Genomic DNA, 16,567 nt, shown 5'->3' with positions numbered 1-16,567 from the left:
TTAAAGCGCAGGATGCTGTCGGAGCTTTCTCCACAGCCGGAGAAGGTGTAATCAGTTAGTCAGCATGAAAAAAAATCGCGCTTTTCTTAAATGGGCAGGGGGGAAATACCCCCTGCTCGACGATATTAAAAAGCACCTGCCGAAAGGCGAGTGTCTTATCGAGCCCTTCGTGGGTGCTGGATCGGTATTCCTGAATACCGATTTTTCTCGTTATATCCTGGCGGATATCAACAGCGACCTTATCAGCCTCTATAACATCGTGAAACTGCGTACCGATGAGTATGTGGAAGAGGCGCGGAAGCTGTTTACGCCAGAGAACAACAACCCGGACATTTACTATCAGTTCCGCGCTGAGTTTAATCAGAGCCAGGACCCGTTCCGTCGCGCGCTGTTGTTTCTTTATCTCAACCGCCATGGCTACAACGGTCTGTGCCGGTATAATCTGCGTGGCGAGTTTAACGTGCCGTTTGGCCGCTATAAGCGTCCCTATTTCCCGCAGGACGAGCTGTATCACTTTGCTGAAAAAGCGCAGAATGCCGAGTTCTACTGTCTCTCCTATGAAGAGTGCATGGAGCTGGCGGGCGTAAACTCGGTGGTCTACTGCGACCCGCCTTACGCGCCGCTGTCTGCCACGGCAAATTTCACCGCCTACCACACCAACAGCTTCAGCCCGGCCGAGCAGGCGCGTCTGGCTGAGATGGCGGAAAAGCTGGTCAGCAAAAGAATTCCGGTGTTAATTTCGAATCACGACACGCCTGATACGCGCGAATGGTACAAAGCCGCGAAGCATTTTCAGGTAAAAGTGCGGCGTAGCATTAGTAGCAATGGCGGCACACGTAAAAAGGTGGACGAACTTCTGGCGCTTTATCGACCCTGAGCCTTTGCCCGCCGGTAAACACATTTCAAGGAGATGCGGATGAAACAGTTTTTGATTGCCCCCTCAATTCTGTCGGCCGATTTTGCCCGCCTGGGTGAAGACACTGCCAAAGCTCTCGCGGCTGGCGCAGATGTCGTCCATTTCGACGTTATGGATAACCACTACGTTCCCAACCTGACCATCGGTCCGATGGTGCTTAAAGCGCTGCGTAACTACGGGATCACCGCGCCCATTGACGTGCATCTGATGGTGAAACCGGTTGATCGCATCGTGCCTGATTTCGCCGCGGCGGGTGCCAGCATCATCACTTTCCACCCGGAAGCCTCCGAACACGTTGACCGCACGCTACAGCTGATCAAAGAGAACGGCTGTAAGGCGGGGCTGGTCTTTAACCCGGCGACCCCGCTGAGCTATCTCGACTACGTGATGGACAAGCTGGACGTGATCCTGCTGATGTCCGTCAACCCGGGCTTTGGCGGCCAGTCGTTTATTCCTCAGACGCTCGACAAGTTGCGTGAAGTGCGCCGCCGCATTGATGAGTCTGGCTATGATATTCGTCTGGAAGTGGACGGCGGCGTGAAGGTCAATAACATCGGTGAGATTGCGGCGGCAGGGGCGGATATGTTCGTCGCAGGCTCCGCCATCTTCGATCAACCGGATTACAAAAAAGTCATTGATGAAATGCGCCGTGAACTGGTGAAGGTAAGTCATGGATAAATTGCAGGCTATTCGGGGCGTAGCATTTGACCTCGACGGCACGCTGGTCGACAGCGCGCCTGGATTAACCCGCGCCGTCGATCAGGCGCTGTATGCCCTTGAACTCCCCGTTGCGGGCGAAGAGCGCGTCGTGACGTGGATTGGTAACGGTGCAGACGTGCTGATGGAGCGCGCGCTGACCTGGGCTCGTCAGGAACGTGCATCTCAGCGTTCTGCGCAAGGGAAACCGAGTGTTGACCACGCGGATATTCCCCAGGATGAGCAGCAGCGTATTCTGCGCAAACTGTTCGACCGTTTCTACGAAGAGACCGTCGAAGAGGGCAGCTTCCTGTTCCCGGATGTCGCTGAAACGCTGAGCGCGCTACATGCGAAAGGCATCCCGCTGGGGCTGGTGACCAACAAGCCAACACCGTTCGTTGCGCCTCTGCTGGAAGCGCTGGATATCGCGAAATACTTCTCCGTAATTGTGGGCGGCGATGACGTGCAGAATAAAAAGCCGCATCCGGAACCGCTATTGCTGGTGGCAGGAAAATTATCCTTAGCGCCTGCGGAGCTGCTCTTTGTCGGGGATTCCCGCAATGATATTCTGGCTGCCAGAGCGGCAGGTTGCCCGTCTGTTGGGTTGACCTACGGCTACAACTACGGTGAAGCCATTACGCTGAGTGAGCCGGACGTTGTGTTCGACCACTTCAAAGATTTGTTGCCCGCACTCGGGCTCTCGCACAGTGAACATCAGGAATTGAATAATGACTAAGCCCATCGTTTTTAGTGGCGCACAGCCTTCAGGTGAACTGACCATTGGTAACTACATGGGTGCGTTACGTCAGTGGGTGAGCATGCAGGATGACTACCACTGCATTTACTGCATCGTGGATTTGCATGCTATCACCGCGCGTCAGGATCCCGAGAAGCTGCGCAAGGCGACGCTCGATACGCTGGCGCTGTACCTGGCGTGCGGTATCGATCCCGAGAAGAGCACCATTTTTGTTCAGTCTCACGTGCCAGAGCACGCGCAGCTGGGCTGGGCGCTGAACTGCTACACCTATTTCGGCGAGCTGAGCCGCATGACCCAGTTCAAGGATAAATCTGCGCGCTACTCTGAAAACATCAACGCCGGTCTGTTTGATTATCCGGTGCTGATGGCGGCAGATATTCTGCTGTACCAGACCAACCAGGTACCAGTGGGCGAAGATCAGAAGCAGCACCTGGAGCTGAGCCGCGATATCGCCCAGCGCTTCAATGCGCTTTACGGCGACGTGTTCAAAGTGCCTGAGCCGTTTATTCCGAAATCCGGCGCGCGCGTGATGTCGCTGCTGGAGCCGACCAAAAAGATGTCCAAGTCTGACGATAACCGCAACAACGTTATCGGCCTGCTGGAAGATCCGAAATCGGTGGTGAAAAAGCTCAAGCGTGCGGTGACCGACTCCGACGAGCCGCCAGTGGTGCGCTACGACGTGCAGAACAAAGCGGGCGTATCCAACCTGCTGGACATTCTCTCCGGTGTGACCGGACAGAGCATCCCTGAGCTGGAAAAACACTTTGAAGGCAAAATGTACGGCCACCTGAAAGGTGAAGTGGCAGACGCCGTTTCCGGCATGCTGACCGAGTTGCAGGAGCGCTATCACCGTTACCGTAACGACGAAGCTTTCCTGCAAAAAGTGATGAAAGAGGGCGCGGAAAAAGCCAGCGCGCGCGCCTCCGAAACCCTGAAAGCGGTGTACGAGGCGATTGGGTTTGTGGCGAAACCTTAAGCCGCTTTGCCGGGTGGCGCTTACGCTTACCCGGCCTACGGGACCGTGTAGGTCGGGTAAGGCGGAGCCGCCACCCGACAAAACTGACGAAAAAAAACCGGGAAATCCCCGGTTTTTTTACGCCTGAATAACGCTTACTGCTGTGCCGCCGGGCCGCAACCGCCAATGATCTTCGAAATGGAGATCGCCGGGTGAAGCAGGTAATCGTAGCTGCAATTATTTTTAGTATTTTGAACGTGACCGGTGCAGGCCGTCAGAGTTGTTAACAGGCCGACCAGAACGGCAGCTTTTGCCAGTTTGAACATACGCATTCCTTGTCAATAAAATCAAAAAATTGGATGTAACACGAGGGAATAAATGGAAAAGTTCCATTACGCGGGCGGTATGTTATCGACTGAGGTAAGAAGGGAGTAGTCCGCTTCAAGACTACTCCCGGGAGAGAGATTGTGCGTTAGTGGCTGGAGAACCAGTTCAGTTTTTCACGCAGTGCTACCACGCGGCCCACCACGATCAGCGCCGGGCTTTCAACCTGCTGCGCCAGCTCGCCCAGCTGCGTCAGTACGCCATCGACCACGCGCTGCGTAATGGCGGTACCGTTTTCTACCAGTGCGACCGGCATATCTGCATCCATGCCGTGCTCCAGCAGTTTCGCCTGAATCGTGGCTGCCTGATTTAGCCCCATATAGAAGACCAACGTCTGCTTTTCAGCGGCCAGATTATGCCAGTCCAGCTCGCTGCCGGTTTTCAGGTGGCCTGTCACCAGGCGCACGCTCTGGGCATAGTCGCGATGGGTTAACGGAATGCCGGAATAGGCAGAACAGCCGGATGCCGCCGTAATGCCCGGCACCACGGAGAACGGAATGCCCGCGTTGCAGAGAGTTTCCAGCTCCTCGCCGCCGCGACCAAAGATAAACGGATCGCCCCCTTTCAAACGCACCACGCGCTTACCTTTTTGCGCTTCCCGCAGCAGGATCTGGTTGATCTCCTCCTGCGGTACGCAGTGATAACCTGCCCGTTTGCCGACGAACACGCGGTCAGCATCGCGGCGCACCAGATTCATGATGTCATCAGAGACCAGACGGTCATACACCACGATGTCCGCCTGCTGGATCTGCTGGAGACCCTTCAGCGTCAGCAAGCCCGCATCGCCGGGACCTGCGCCCACCAGTACCACTTCACCGCGATGATCCAGCGGTTCAGAGAGGAGTTGCTCGGTCGTCTCTTCAACCGCTTTGGCGTCCTGATTGGCCAGCGACTGCGCCAGCCTGTCGTTGACAAAGAACTTCTCCCAGAAGCGACGGCGTTCGCCCACGGTTGCGAAGGTTTGCTTCACGCGGTAACGCAGCTGCCCGGCATAATGGGCAATCTGACCAAGGTGTTGAGGCAGCACGGCTTCCAGTTTTTCCCGCAGCAGACGGGCAAGAACGGGCGAGCGGCCACCGGACGACACCGCAATCATCAGCGGCGAGCGGTCGATAATGGATGGCATGATAAAGCTCGCCTCTTTCGGCGCATCCACCACGTTACAGAAGATGCGGCGCGCTTCGCAGGCGTCGCTGACTCGCTGGTTAACGTCATCGTTATCCGTTGCGGCGATGGTCAGCCAGCAAGTATCCAGCAGGGATTCATCAAATTCGCCCTGCACCTGCGTGAGCATCCCTTCCTGCGCCCAGACGTCAAACTGTGGGGCGAAGGTGAGGGCGTTAACGGTCAGTCGGGCGCCCGCCTCTAACAGCAGGCGCGCCTTGCGTTCAGCCACATCGCCGCCGCCCACGAGCAGGCAGTCGCGGTTGCGTAATTGACAAAAAATCGGCAGGTGATCCACGACGTTACCTCACAGCATTCATGGCGGGGGAAGAATTGACGTCAGGATAACAGCAGGAATCGTACAGAACATACGGTTTTTCCTGCCGTTACCCATAAGGGGTCATAAGCCTTTCCTATTGAAAAGGCGAGGGGTTACGCTTTCAGCTGCACCTCGCCGTCCTTCACGCGGACGTCGTAGTGTTTGACCGAGAAGCTTTCATCTTCCATGCAGCGCCCGTCGGTTAAGCGGAAGCGCTGCTTTTTCAGCGGGCTGGCAACCCACAGTTCGCCCTGGTGCTCCGCAATCAGACCGCGGGAGAGCACGCTGGCCTCGAAGAACGGGTCGATATTGCTGATGGCAAAAACCTGTTCATCGTGGCGAGGGCGGAAAATCGCCACCTGCTCGTTGCCCAGCAGGGCACAGACGCCGGTTGCTGGCAGAATGTCGTTAATGTTGCAGATGTTTACCCACTGGCTCATGCGTTTTCCTCCACCAGCATCACCGGAATACGTTCATACGGGGTCGCTGGACGATGCTGTTCGCGCTCCGGCACCACCTGCACGTTCGGGTCGCGCTGGGTGCTGTTGATAAAGTGTTTGAAGCGCGTCTGCGCCGCTGGCGTGTTCACGGTTTCGGTCCACTCGCAGATAACCGCCTCGCGCAGGCGAGTCATCTCGGATTCCAGCTGTTCATTCAGGCCCAGCTTGTCGTCGATAATGACTGACTTCAGATAGTCGATGCCGCCTTCGAGATTATCCAGCCAGGACGCGGTACGGGTCAGCTTATCGGCGGTACGAATGTAGAACATCATGAAGCGGTCGAGGTATTTGATCAGCGTATCGCGATCGAGATCGGCAGCCAGCAGATCGGCGTGGCGAGGTTTCATCCCGCCGTTACCGCACACGTACAGGTTCCAGCCTTTCTCGGTGGCGATAATACCCACGTCTTTACCCTGTGCTTCCGCACATTCACGGGTACACCCTGAGACGCCGAACTTCATTTTGTGCGGCGTACGGATACCTTTGTAGCGGTTTTCCAGCTCGACGCCGAAGCCCACGCTGTCGCCCACGCCGTAGCGGCACCAGGTGCTGCCCACGCAGGTTTTCGCCATGCGCAGCGCCTTGGCGTACGCGTGACCGGTTTCGAAGCCCGCCTCAATCAGCTGACGCCAGATTTCCGGCAGGTCATCTTTCTGCGCACCGAACAGGCCGATACGCTGGGAACCGGTGATTTTGGTGTACAGATTAAACTCACGGGCGATACGGCCCACGGCGACCAGCCCTTCAGGGGTAATTTCTCCCCCGGCAGAACGCGGGATCACCGAGTAAGTCCCGTCTTTCTGAATATTGGCCAGGAAGTTATCGTTGGTGTCCTGAAGCGGAGTGTGTTCTGGTTTGAGCACATATTCGTTCCAGCAGGACGCCAGCAGGGAACCGACGGTAGGCTTACATACTTCACAGCCGTAGCCCTGGCCGTGTTTCTCCAGCAGTTCGTCGAAGGACTTAATGCCCTCCACGCGGATCAGGTGATACAGCTCCTGGCGAGAGTAAGCGAAGTGCTCGCACAGGTTGTTGTTCACTTCAATGCCCTGTTTTGCCAGCTCGGCGTTCAGCACCTGGGTAACCAGCGGGATACAGCCGCCGCAGCCGGTCCCGGCTTTGGTTTCCGCCTTCAGCGCCGCAACGGTGTGGCAGCCTTTGTTAATGGCGGAGATCAGCATGCCTTTGGTCACGTCGAAGCAGGAGCAGATTTGCGCGCTGTCCGGCAGTTTATCCACGCCGATGGACGGCTTACCGCTGGAGGCGTGCGCCGGGAGGATCAGCGCATCCGGGTTTTCCGGCAGCTCAATGGCGTTCAGCACCAGCTGGAGCAGGTTGCCGAAGTCGCTGGTGTCGCCCACCAGCACCGCCCCGAGCAGGGTTTTGTTGTCCTGGTTGACGATAAGACGTTTGTAGACTTCTTTGCTTTCGTCCAGATAAACATAGCTGCGGGAGTTCGGGGTGCGACCATGCGCATCGCCAATACCGCCCACGTCCACGCCCAGCAGCTTCAGCTTGGCGCTCATGTCTGCGCCGGTGAAGGCGTTTTCGCTGCCGAGGATATGGTCAACGGCGACCTGCGCCATTTTGTACCCAGGTGCAACCAGACCGTATACGCGGTTATTCCAGCTGGCGCATTCGCCGATGGCGTAGATGTCCGGATCGGAGGTCTGGCAGGTGTCGTTGATCATGATCCCGCCGCGCTGCGCAACGGCCAGACCGCACTGGGTGGCCAGCTTGTCGCGCGGGCGAATGCCGGTGGAGAAGACGATGAAATCCACTTCCAGCTCGCTGCCATCGGCAAAGCGCATGGTTTTACGCGCTTCAGTGCCTTCCTGCACGATCTCTTTGGTGTTCTTGCTGGTGTGAACCTTCACGCCCATGCTTTCGATTTTACGGCGTAACTGGTCGCCACCCATATGGTCCAGCTGTTCCGCCATCAGCATCGGGGCAAATTCGATGACGTGGGTTTCAACGCCGAGGTTTTTCAGTGCGCCTGCCGCTTCCAGACCCAGCAGACCACCGCCGACAACCGCGCCACGTTTGCTTCGACGTGCGCAGGATTCAATGGCGTTGAGGTCTTCAATGGTACGGTAAACGAAGCAATCCTGGGTTTCCGAACCTTTAATCGGCGGGATCCACGGATACGAGCCTGTCGCCATGATCAGCTTATCGTAAAAAACCGTGCGTCCGGCGCTGGAGTGGATCACTTTCTCCTGACGGTTGATGGTGATAGCGCGTTCGCCCACCAGCACTTTTACGCCATGCTTCTCGTAGAAACCTTCGCGCACCAGAGAGAGTTCTTCGGCGGTATGGTGAGAGAAGTAGGAAGACAAGTGCACACGGTCGTACGCCTTGCGGGGTTCTTCACAGAACACGGTAATATCGAACTGGTTAGCATCGGCTTTATCGAGAAGATCCTCAATAAAGCGGTGGCCGACCATGCCGTTACCGATGATAGCGAGTCTGACTTTGCTCATTTTTGCCTCGATTTCTTTTCTATTACTGCCTACCTTAACGATTCAGCAGGGGCACTTATTGATGCAAATCAAATACGCCTTCACCTACCCCTTAGGGGGTATATCTATGATTTGTCAGGATTTTTATAAGTTACGGATATTGTTTGATTTTTGTGCTTGCTTGTTTTTCGCACAATTTTGGTGGGGTTTTTTACCCATCGGCGGGCAGGGCGGGTGAGCAGGAGAAAACCCCTTTGCAGTACGCAAAGGGGTTACGGCGATTAGTGGGTAGCTGTTGCCGGGTTGTGTTGACGGTGACGGGTCACAAAGCCCAGCACGAAACACATGATGAACACCACGGCGTACAGACCGTTAGCGGTATGCAGCGCCGCCAGCGGGCCGCTATGCGCCACAATTGGGCCCGTGACCACGAAGGTCAGCATGGTGCCGATGGTGCCGCAGGTCAGCACGAAGTTCACCAGCTTTGGCGAGGCCACTTTGGTCTGAAGAGAGCCAAGGGTGATGATCGAGGTATAAATCGCGCTGGAGAAGAAGCCCAGGGTCAGGATGAACCACGGCATATGCTCCGGGGAACCGTTGATGAACAGATACATCAGCACGGTTGCCAGACCCGCCAGAACGGTCAGGATCCGTTGCAGGTCGAAGAAGCGCAGGATAAAGCTAAACGCCCACATGCCGAACATGTAAGACATCCAGAAATCGCTCACCAGTTTACCCGCGTCGTTCAGACTCATGCCCAGACCTTTCGCATACTCAGGAACCCAGGAGATAAAGCCCAGCTGGCCCAGGATGTAACACAGCGCGGCGATGGAAAGGAACAGTACGCCGATACCCCATTTTTCTTTCGCAACTGGCTCAGACGTGGTCTGCGCTTTTTTGCCCAGCACCGGGAACTCGCAGCCGAAGGTGAGAATAAAGATCGCGACATAGACCAGACCAATGCAGGCGTACACCCAGTACCACTCAATGCTGCGCGCCAGAAGATACGCGGCGACCATCGGGAAAATCATCCCGGCCATGCTGAAGAAGGAGTCGGTGAACAGCAGACGCGCGCCGCGCTGGCGGCCTTCATACATATGGGTGATCAGGAACGTACCGATCGACATGGTGATCCCGCTCACCAGGCCCAGCACGAACATGGCGGCAGAGAAGAGGGCGATGCTGTGGCTCAGCACCAGGCCCGCCACGGCGGCAACCATCAGCACGAAGCCGAAGCGCAGCTGGGTTTTCAGCGGCACGATTTCCATCAGCCAGGCATTAAGGAAAATAGAGATCAGGATCCCCGCGTTCAGGAAAGTGAAGGTATTGCTCATGCTGGAAACGGGCAACTGGAAGTAGTCTGCGATATTTCCCATCACCATCCCGGTGACGATCACCAACGCGCCGGTCAGGGCGTAGGAGAAGAAGCTGATCCATGTGAGCTTGATGCGATTGCTGTTAGTCATGTCTGGCCTGTTAAAAGTAAAGAAAAACGCAATGACTGCGTTTGAGCGGGCAGATTTTAGTCGCGAAAGTGATCTAATTAAATCTTTTCAGAAAATATTGAGCACAATTGCAGGCTTTAACGTGATGGAGATCACATTATATCGCGGGGTGAACAATCGTTTGCGCGGTAATAATTGTTTCAATTTCGTAAAATTAGGTAAAAGACTGGTCTGGGGTCATACTGCTCTTTAGAATCAAGCCATTCGCTTTTTATACTGCGCTTTGTTAAGGAATTCTCATGCTCAAATCAACACTGGCGGCTGTCGCAGCTGTGTTTGCTCTTTCTGCCGTTTCCCCTGCTGCGCTGGCAGCTAAAGGAGACCCTCACGTCCTGCTGACTACCTCTGCGGGGAATATTGAGCTGGAGCTGGATAGCCAGAAAGCCCCTGTTTCCGTGAAAAACTTCCTCGACTACGTGAACAGTGGTTTTTATAACAACACCACGTTCCACCGCGTGATCCCGGGCTTTATGATTCAGGGCGGCGGTTTCAACGAGCAGATGCAGCAGAAAAAGCCTAACCCGCCAATCAAAAATGAAGCGGATAACGGCCTGCTGAACAAGCGCGGCACCATTTCTATGGCGCGTACGGCGGATAAAGACAGCGCCACCAGCCAGTTCTTCCTCAACGTGGCGGATAACGCCTTCCTGGACCACGGCCAGCGCGACTTTGGCTACGCGGTGTTCGGTAAAGTGGTGAAAGGCATGGACGTGGCGGACAAGATCTCTCAGGTTCAGACTCACGATGTCGGTCCATACCAGAATGTGCCGTCTAAGCCAGTGGTGATTCTCTCCGCGAAAGTGCTGCCGTAATCGTTCCCTCACACGGGCACATCCTGCCCGTGTCTTTCCGCCCTCCCTGCGAAAGCGCGTTTTGCTGCTTATACTTGTGGCAAACGGACTATTCAGGGAGGCGTAGTGAAAAAACTCACCGACAAGCAAAAATCCCGACTCTGGGAGCAACAGCGTAGCGTCAATCTTCAGGCCAGTTGCCTCCTTGAAAAAGGCAAGGGTCCCGCTAAACCCGATATCGAGATGCTGGCACTGGGGCCTTCTGCACCGGGTTTACCCCATCTGTGCCTTATTCACCGCCATTTATTCCGCAACGAAATGAAAGGCGCTGGCGAGCTGCGCACCGCCGATATCTCCAAGGGCGACATTCCATTTTGCCATTTCGAGTACATCGAGAAGGTGGGTAATGAGCTGATGGCTTCGCTGGAAAGCGATAAATATCTGGTGGGCCTTCAGAAAGAAGAGTTTACAGACAGAATCAGTCATTACTACTGTGAAATCAACATGCTACATCCGTTTATGAGCGGTAATGGCGTGGCTCAGCGGATCTTCTTTGAACAGCTGGCGATCCATGCGGGCTACGTGCTGAACTGGCAGGGGATCGACCCGGACGACTGGGCATCTGCCAACCAGAGCGGGGCGATGGGTGATCTGACCGCCCTGAATGCTATCTTTGCCAAAGTTGTGAGCGAAGCGCGGGGATCTGAGTAAAATAGGGCGGCCATTTTTTCAGGAGCCGCCATGATTCTGCTGATTGATAACTACGATTCCTTTACCTGGAACCTTTACCAGTATTTTTGTGAGCTGGGGGCAGAGGTGGTTGTCCGCCGTAACGATGAGATCGCGCTGGCTGACATTGACGCGCTGGCGCCCCAGAAAATCGTGATTTCGCCCGGGCCGTGTACGCCGTCGGAGTCCGGCATCTCGCTGGAGGTAATCCGCCACTATGCGGGCAAGCTGCCGATTCTGGGCGTCTGCCTGGGTCACCAGGCCATTGCGCAGGTCTTTGGCGCCACCATTGTCCGTGCCGCGAAAGTCATGCACGGCAAAACCTCACCGATCACGCACACCGGTACCGGCGTATTCCTGGGGCTAAACAATCCGTTAACCGTGACGCGCTACCATTCTCTGGTGATTGATCCGCCGACCCTGCCCGCAGACTTTGAAGTGACCGCCTGGAGTGCGACCCGGGAAATCATGGGCATTCGCCACCGCGAGTACGATCTGGAAGGGGTGCAGTTCCACCCGGAAAGCATTCTCAGCGAACAGGGGCACGCGCTGCTGGCCAATTTCCTTAATCGCTGAATATCTGTTGCCTTGTTGTGATTTTTTATGCATATTTTGTGATTATATTTTCACAATCACTGTGACATAAAAATGGAGGGTCATGACATGGCAACTGAACAACCAGCAATTACCCGCGCGACATTCGATGAAGTGATCCTGCCGATTTATGCACCGGCTGAGTTTATCCCGGTGAAAGGGAGAGGCAGCCGCGTCTGGGATCAGCAGGGCAACGAGTATGTTGATTTCGCAGGCGGTATTGCGGTGACGGCGCTGGGCCATTGCCATCCTGCGCTGGTGGACGCGCTGAAAGCGCAGGGCGAAACGCTGTGGCACACCAGCAACGTGTTCACTAACGAACCGGCGCTGCGTCTGGGGCGTAAGATCATCGATGCCACCTTCGCCGAACGCGTGCTGTTTATGAACTCTGGCACCGAAGCCAACGAAACCGCCTTTAAGCTTGCGCGCTACTACGCAACCACGCGTCATAGTCCGTACAAAACCAAAATCATCGCCTTCCATAACGCCTTCCACGGTCGCTCGTTCTTTACCGTTTCCGTTGGCGGCCAGCCGAAGTATTCCGACGGCTTTGGTCCGAAACCTGCGGATATCATCCACGTGCCGTTTAACGATCTGCACGCCGTTAAAGCGGTGATGGACGATCACACCTGTGCCGTGGTGGTCGAACCCATTCAGGGGGAAGGCGGCGTCACGGCGGCCACCCCGGAATTTCTGCAAGGGCTGCGCGAACTGTGCGACGAGCACCAGGCGCTGCTGGTGTTTGATGAAGTGCAGTGTGGGATGGGGCGTACCGGAGACCTGTTCGCTTATATGCACTACGGCGTAACGCCGGATATTCTGACCAGCGCGAAAGCGCTCGGCGGCGGTTTCCCGGTCAGCGCGGTGCTAACCACCCAGGATATTGCTTCCGCATTTCATGTGGGCTCACACGGCTCCACTTACGGCGGTAATCCGCTGGCGTGCGCCGTGGCGGGAGCGGCGTTCGACATCATTAATACGCCGGACGTCCTGAATGGCGTGAATGCGAAACGCGCCCTTTTTGTGAAACATCTTCAGCAGATTGACGAACAGTTTGATGTCTTCAGCGAAATCCGCGGGATGGGGTTACTGATCGGCGCCGAGCTGAAGCCTCAGTATAAAGGCCGCGCGCGCGATTTCCTGCACGCCGCCGCGCACGAAGGCGTCATGGTGCTCAACGCCGGGCCGGACGTGATGCGCTTCGCGCCGTCGCTGGTGGTGGAAGACAAAGACATCGAAGACGGGTTAACCCGTTTTTCCGCGGCGGTGGCGAAGATCGTCAGAGGCTAATACGCGGTTCGTTTTAACCGGCGCGTTAACCATATCCCGTGATGCGGACGCTGACGCCATGCCACCGACGAAATGGTGTGCATGGTGTTGAGATGCCCGAGAACGCGCTGTAAATGCTGCTCAAGGGTGCTCATCGGCCCGTGGGTCAGCGTCTCCGGCGCTTCCAGAATGTTCGAATCCCCTGACTCGCCCGGCGCGTCGTACTCCAGACGCTGCTGACAGCGCTGGAGGGCAATTTCACACGACTGCAAATAGCGCTGCGCCAGATCCGGCGTCAGCATGGTGTGCTCGCGCGCCAGCGTGGTCATGGCATTGATGTGTTCGACGATAAACTGGCTGTGCGTGACCCACAGCTTCATATCTGCCAGATAGTGCGAGTTGAAGCCCGGCTCCTGCATGGCCTGGTTAAGGGAGTTGAACAGGGCATTATGCGCCTGGTTGACCTTCATGCGCTCGTAGGCCAGCGGAGACGGCTGCGGGTCGTCGCTCAGGATCAGGCGAATGGCCTGCTGATCCGCCTCCAGCGCGTCGTGGGCGTTTTGCCTCAGTAATCCACTTTGCCACTGCGGCCACAGCCAGACCATGCCGCCAAAGGCGATCAGGCAGCCAATCAGGGTATCGACCAGGCGGGCAATAATTAACTGATCGGCGTTGAGCGTAAGCAACTGCAGGGTGTACACCGCCGTTACCGTAAAGCCCACCGTCGCCCAGCCGTAGTTTTTACGGATGATCAGATAACTCACCATCGTAATCGCCAGCATGCCGACCAGCGTATACCCTTCCGGCACGTGGAAGTGCAACGTTACGCCCGCGATAATCAGCCCCGCCATCGTGCCGCCCGCCCGATGCAGAATGCGCACCCGCGTGGCGCCATAGCCGTTCTGGGTGACAAACAGCACGGTCATTAAGATCCAGTAGGGTTTCGGCAGGTGCAGGGCCATTCCCATCAGGCTGGCGATGCTGAGCATGACGCTAATTCTTGCGGCGTTGCGCAGGGCGGAAGACTTCAGCGACAGGTAGCTTTTGAGCGCAGGCAGCAACGGCAGTCGTTTTTGCTTATCGGCCATCAGGTCCCGGGCATAAAGCGGGCGCTGGGTGCGCAACACCCGGGCGATGCGGCTGAAATGCCAGGCGGCAAACTGCCCGACCGGGTTATCCGCGTGCTGACGCGCAATCTTTTCCAGCGCGCCGAGCTGTTTGTCCATGTTAAAGCGCGTCGGATAGCGGTGATAGAGGATATCGTCAGCCAGCACCCGCAGGCGCGCCGCGACGGTCTGCGCGTTCCAGCGGATCACCGCTTCCGCATGGCTGCGCTCCACCAGCTTTTGCACCTCTTCCGGATTATGAAGGCTGACGGAAATATGCTCCTGCAAATCCAGCCCGACCTGGAAGGTACGCAGCAGCCGCTTATATTCATGATTTTTGTTGGCGGCAAGCATGTGCAACTGCTGATAGCACTGGCTGATCAGATCCACCACTTTTTGCTGGCGTGCCAGCAGCGGCGGCAGGGATTTTTCCGGGTCGGTATGTTGCGTGAGCAGGGTGTATTTTGCTTCACAGTATTCAGCAAGCTGCACGTAGAGCAGGCTCAGGGATTCGCGAAGCGGCTGTTCCCGCCACAACCAGAACCAGAACCAGTTAAACAGCCCGTACCACAGCGTGCCGAGGGCGTAGATCAGCAATGGCTCCCACACCGGCATATTGCCCGCAAGGCTTAAGGTGAAGATGGCGGCAATCAGCGACGCAGGAAGCAGGCGGGCGTGCAGCGAGCTGATTTCAGCGGTTACGCCAAGCGTCATCGCCAGCACGGTCAGGATCAGCGGCAGAGGAATGTCGCGGGCCAGTAAGAGTTGCACGGCAAGGCTACAGCCGGCAAACAGGCAGCCGCCAATAATCAGGCGTTTGAAAAAGCGTTTATGCGGGGTGTCCAGACCGGCAATGTTGCAGCAGGCGGGCACGAGAGAAAACAGCAGGCCTTGCTGAAGATGTCCGAGGATCAGGCCCACGGCCACGGGAAGACACAACACCAGCGTTTGTCGCAGTGCGTAGTTAACTTCCGGGTGATAGATCAGCCTGCGCCACATAAGGAGTAGAGACAAAAACGGCGTGCCACCCTGCGGCGGCACGCCGTTTTACCGGAATTAACGGGTCCCGTAAACCACGATGGTTTTACCGTGGGCGGAGATCAGGTTTTGATCTTCCAGCATCTTCAGGATACGGCCCACTGTTTCACGGGAGCAGCCGACGATCTGACCGATTTCCTGGCGGGTAATTTTAATTTGCATACCGTCAGGGTGGGTCATGGCGTCTGGCTGTTTCGCCAGGTTCAACAGAGTCTGCGCGATACGACCGGTCACGTCCAGGAAGGCGAGGTTACCCACCTTCTCAGAGGTCACTTGCAGACGGCGTGCCATCTGGGAAGAAAGACGCATCAGGATGTCAGGGTTGACCTGAATCAGCTGACGGAATTTCTTGTAAGAAATTTCAGCCACTTCACATGCTGTTTTTGCACGAACCCAGGCGCTACGTTCCTGGCCTTCTTCAAACAGGCCCAGTTCACCGATAAAATCGCCCTGGTTCAGATAAGAAAGGATCATCTCTTTCCCTTCTTCATCTTTGATCAGCACGGCCACCGAGCCTTTAACGATGTAATACAACGTTTCCGCTTTTTCACCCTGGTGAATCAGCGTGCTCTTTGATGGGTACTTATGAATGTGGCAATGAGACAAGAACCATTCGAGAGTCGGGTCTGTTTGCGGTTTGCCAAGCACCATGCGCTGTTATCCTCTGTTATAAGCTGTCACCAGAGTCATAAGATGCATCCGGACTCTGGGGTTGCAATCGAATTCTTACCCATACCTGGGAAGTCGGCTGTCGTAACGTTTCGCAGCCAGTAAAGTTTGATGTCCTCTGCATACATGTGTAACGTCAATGTATTACTGTAGCATCCAGAGTGTTTTAGCATAGCTTTCGCCGCGTGTCTCCTGGTGTCTCGCTTCAGCATGACGCAGGTCGCCTTCCGTTGCGAGAAATGTAACGTACACGTAATCTGTCATAAAAAATGCAACGTTGGAGTGAGTGAATATGCAAGCGCGTGTGAAATGGGTTGAAGGGTTAACGTTCCTGGGCGAGTCTGCTTCCGGGCACCAGGTTTTGATGGATGGCAACTCCGGCGATAAAGCTCCAAGCCCGATGGAAATGGTGCTGATGGCGGCAGGTGGATGCAGCGCGATCGACGTGGTGTCGATCCTGCAAAAAGGCCGTCATGACGTGACCGATTGTGAAGTGAAGCTGACGTCAGAACGTCGCGAAGAGGCGCCACGTCTGTTCACGCATATTAATCTGCACTTTATCGTCACCGGCAAAGAACTGAAGGATGCGGCGGTCTCGCGTGCGGTTGACCTGTCTGCGGAGAAATACTGCTCTGTGGCGCTAATGCTGGAGAAAGCGGTAAACATCACCCATTCGTATGAAGTGATCGAGGCTTAATTTTTGGCGGGTGGCGCTT

General features: G+C 55.9%; 16 protein-coding genes. 9 read left to right on the top strand and 7 right to left on the bottom strand.

What is annotated here, in order from left to right:
• Positions 1–64 precede the first annotated feature (64 nt).
• Genes dam through trpS form a run of 4 tightly spaced genes read left to right on the top strand, consistent with a single transcriptional unit; the run spans position 65 to position 3,345 of the window.
• Positions 65–877 (top strand): adenine-specific DNA-methyltransferase, encoded by an 813-nt coding sequence (gene dam / locus BFV65_RS19645; RefSeq protein ID WP_022649620.1) that lies wholly within the window; start codon positions 65–67, stop codon positions 875–877.
• A 39-nt stretch (positions 878–916) separates the two neighbouring features.
• A complete protein-coding gene (rpe, locus tag BFV65_RS19640; protein ID WP_063150942.1) occupies positions 917–1,594 on the top strand; it encodes a ribulose-phosphate 3-epimerase in 678 nt (225 codons plus the stop codon).
• Positions 1,587–2,348, top strand: coding sequence for a phosphoglycolate phosphatase (gene gph / locus BFV65_RS19635; protein ID WP_017384158.1), 762 nt, complete (start codon positions 1,587–1,589; stop codon positions 2,346–2,348). Before rpe ends, gph begins: the two co-directional genes overlap by 8 nt.
• The gene (gene trpS / locus BFV65_RS19630) at positions 2,341–3,345 is read left to right on the top strand and encodes a tryptophan--tRNA ligase (RefSeq protein ID WP_023298773.1); all 1,005 of its coding nucleotides are present in this window, start codon (positions 2,341–2,343) and stop codon (positions 3,343–3,345) included. Before gph ends, trpS begins: the two co-directional genes overlap by 8 nt.
• A gap of 134 nt (positions 3,346–3,479) precedes the next feature.
• Here trpS and BFV65_RS19625 read toward each other — a convergent pair whose 3' ends face one another.
• From BFV65_RS19625 to tsgA, 5 genes are all read right to left on the bottom strand, one after another.
• Complete coding sequence (locus BFV65_RS19625; protein ID WP_003861638.1) at positions 3,480–3,650, bottom strand: YhfL family protein; 171 nt, start codon at positions 3,648–3,650, stop codon at positions 3,480–3,482.
• Between the two features lie 146 nt (positions 3,651–3,796).
• The gene (cysG, locus tag BFV65_RS19620; protein ID WP_069597014.1) at positions 3,797–5,170 is read right to left on the bottom strand and encodes a siroheme synthase CysG; all 1,374 of its coding nucleotides are present in this window, start codon (positions 5,168–5,170) and stop codon (positions 3,797–3,799) included.
• 134 nt (positions 5,171–5,304) lie between these two features.
• The gene (gene nirD / locus BFV65_RS19615; RefSeq protein ID WP_022649617.1) at positions 5,305–5,631 is read right to left on the bottom strand and encodes a nitrite reductase small subunit NirD; all 327 of its coding nucleotides are present in this window, start codon (positions 5,629–5,631) and stop codon (positions 5,305–5,307) included.
• Complete coding sequence (nirB, locus tag BFV65_RS19610; protein ID WP_069597013.1) at positions 5,628–8,171, bottom strand: nitrite reductase large subunit NirB; 2,544 nt, start codon at positions 8,169–8,171, stop codon at positions 5,628–5,630. The genes nirD and nirB overlap by 4 nt, the downstream gene beginning before the upstream one ends.
• A 260-nt stretch (positions 8,172–8,431) precedes the next feature.
• Positions 8,432–9,616: an MFS transporter TsgA gene (gene tsgA, locus BFV65_RS19600; RefSeq protein WP_022649615.1), complete on the bottom strand. Its 1,185-nt coding sequence runs from the start codon at positions 9,614–9,616 to the stop codon at positions 8,432–8,434.
• A 278-nt stretch (positions 9,617–9,894) separates the two neighbouring features.
• Here tsgA and ppiA point away from each other — a divergent pair, with 278 nt between their 5' ends.
• The 4 genes from ppiA to argD all read left to right on the top strand — a co-directional run bounded on the left by ppiA (position 9,895) and on the right by argD (position 13,059).
• Positions 9,895–10,467 (top strand): peptidylprolyl isomerase A, encoded by a 573-nt coding sequence (gene ppiA, locus BFV65_RS19590; protein WP_022649614.1) that lies wholly within the window; start codon positions 9,895–9,897, stop codon positions 10,465–10,467.
• Between the two features lie 105 nt (positions 10,468–10,572).
• Entirely contained in the window at positions 10,573–11,157 is a 585-nt protein-coding gene (locus BFV65_RS19585; RefSeq protein ID WP_069597012.1) for a putative adenosine monophosphate-protein transferase Fic, read from the top strand.
• A 30-nt stretch (positions 11,158–11,187) separates the two neighbouring features.
• A complete protein-coding gene (pabA, locus tag BFV65_RS19580) occupies positions 11,188–11,751 on the top strand; it encodes an aminodeoxychorismate synthase component 2 (RefSeq protein WP_048966611.1) in 564 nt (187 codons plus the stop codon).
• Positions 11,752–11,838: 87 nt separating this feature from the next.
• Positions 11,839–13,059: a bifunctional acetylornithine/succinyldiaminopimelate transaminase gene (gene argD, locus BFV65_RS19575; protein WP_201788117.1), complete on the top strand. Its 1,221-nt coding sequence runs from the start codon at positions 11,839–11,841 to the stop codon at positions 13,057–13,059.
• Here argD and BFV65_RS19570 read toward each other — a convergent pair.
• Together BFV65_RS19570 and crp are read right to left on the bottom strand one after the other, a co-directional pair.
• Positions 13,056–15,143, bottom strand: coding sequence for a YccS/YhfK family putative transporter (locus BFV65_RS19570; protein ID WP_046620320.1), 2,088 nt, complete (start codon positions 15,141–15,143; stop codon positions 13,056–13,058). The two genes, argD and BFV65_RS19570, sit on opposite strands and share 4 nt — an antisense overlap.
• A gap of 57 nt (positions 15,144–15,200) precedes the next feature.
• Complete coding sequence (crp, locus tag BFV65_RS19565; RefSeq protein ID WP_000242758.1) at positions 15,201–15,833, bottom strand: cAMP-activated global transcriptional regulator CRP; 633 nt, start codon at positions 15,831–15,833, stop codon at positions 15,201–15,203.
• Between the two features lie 310 nt (positions 15,834–16,143).
• On the opposite strand from crp, the gene BFV65_RS19560 reads away from it, so the two are divergent.
• A complete protein-coding gene (locus tag BFV65_RS19560) occupies positions 16,144–16,548 on the top strand; it encodes an OsmC family protein (RefSeq protein WP_022649609.1) in 405 nt (134 codons plus the stop codon).
• Positions 16,549–16,567 lie beyond the last annotated feature (19 nt).

The organism is Enterobacter hormaechei subsp. hoffmannii (assembly GCF_001729745.1).
GTDB lineage: Bacteria > Pseudomonadota > Gammaproteobacteria > Enterobacterales > Enterobacteriaceae > Enterobacter > Enterobacter intestinihominis.
This window is presented reverse-complemented; position numbering and strand designations above follow the sequence as displayed.

Bases quoted from the DNA above. Each gene is read 5' to 3' on its own strand.
- crp (WP_000242758.1), bottom strand. From the start codon at position 15,833: ATGGTGCTTGGCAAACCGCAAACAGACCCGACTCTCGAATGGTTCTTG.
- gph (WP_017384158.1), top strand. From the start codon at position 1,587: ATGGATAAATTGCAGGCTATTCGGGGCGTAGCATTTGACCTCGACGGC.
- nirD (WP_022649617.1), bottom strand. From the start codon at position 5,631: ATGAGCCAGTGGGTAAACATCTGCAACATTAACGACATTCTGCCAGCA.
- BFV65_RS19560 (WP_022649609.1), top strand. From the start codon at position 16,144: ATGCAAGCGCGTGTGAAATGGGTTGAAGGGTTAACGTTCCTGGGCGAG.
- rpe (WP_063150942.1), top strand. From the start codon at position 917: ATGAAACAGTTTTTGATTGCCCCCTCAATTCTGTCGGCCGATTTTGCC.
- nirB (WP_069597013.1), bottom strand. From the start codon at position 8,171: ATGAGCAAAGTCAGACTCGCTATCATCGGTAACGGCATGGTCGGCCAC.
- tsgA (WP_022649615.1), bottom strand. From the start codon at position 9,616: ATGACTAACAGCAATCGCATCAAGCTCACATGGATCAGCTTCTTCTCC.
- dam (WP_022649620.1), top strand. From the start codon at position 65: ATGAAAAAAAATCGCGCTTTTCTTAAATGGGCAGGGGGGAAATACCCC.
- pabA (WP_048966611.1), top strand. From the start codon at position 11,188: ATGATTCTGCTGATTGATAACTACGATTCCTTTACCTGGAACCTTTAC.
- trpS (WP_023298773.1), top strand. From the start codon at position 2,341: ATGACTAAGCCCATCGTTTTTAGTGGCGCACAGCCTTCAGGTGAACTG.
- BFV65_RS19570 (WP_046620320.1), bottom strand. From the start codon at position 15,143: ATGTGGCGCAGGCTGATCTATCACCCGGAAGTTAACTACGCACTGCGA.
- ppiA (WP_022649614.1), top strand. From the start codon at position 9,895: ATGCTCAAATCAACACTGGCGGCTGTCGCAGCTGTGTTTGCTCTTTCT.
- argD (WP_201788117.1), top strand. From the start codon at position 11,839: ATGGCAACTGAACAACCAGCAATTACCCGCGCGACATTCGATGAAGTG.
- BFV65_RS19625 (WP_003861638.1), bottom strand. From the start codon at position 3,650: ATGTTCAAACTGGCAAAAGCTGCCGTTCTGGTCGGCCTGTTAACAACT.